1 protein-coding gene is annotated in these 428 nt (G+C 61.4%); it reads left to right on the forward strand.

Translation table 11 applies throughout. The annotated features are described in order from the left end of the window. Positions 1-63: 63 nt before the first annotated feature. Positions 64-428, forward strand: a 365-nt coding sequence (locus XcyCFBP4188_RS22360) for a transposase (protein ID WP_146094090.1), incomplete at its 3' end; no start/stop codon positions are given.

The raw sequence follows: 428 nt of genomic DNA on the forward strand, positions 1-428 counted from the left end.
GGAACCTCTGAACAACGCACCACAGATACGCGACACTACCCGCCTATTGTTGAGGAGTGATCCATGCAACTGACGTTCGGTGACGCTGAGGGCCTGGGCAAGCGCAAGCAGACCCGCAGGGAGATCTTCCTGGCCGAGATGGAGCAGGTCGTTCCGTGGCAGCACTTGCTCGGTCTGATCGCACCGCACTATCCGGTATCGGGGCGGCCAGGTCGGCAGCCGTACGCATTGGCGACGATGTTGCGGATTCATCTGCTGCAGCAGTGGTATGCGTTGAGCGATCCGGCGATGGAAGAAGCACTGCACGAGATCCCGACCTTGCGGCGGTTTGCTCAGCTCGGTGGCTTGGACAACGTTCCGGACGAGACCACGATTCTGAACTTCCGGCGCCTGCTGGAGACCCATGGCCTTGCCGCGCGGATGCTGGA

This window comes from Xanthomonas hortorum pv. cynarae (assembly GCF_002939985.1).
Lineage (GTDB): Bacteria > Pseudomonadota > Gammaproteobacteria > Xanthomonadales > Xanthomonadaceae > Xanthomonas > Xanthomonas hortorum_D.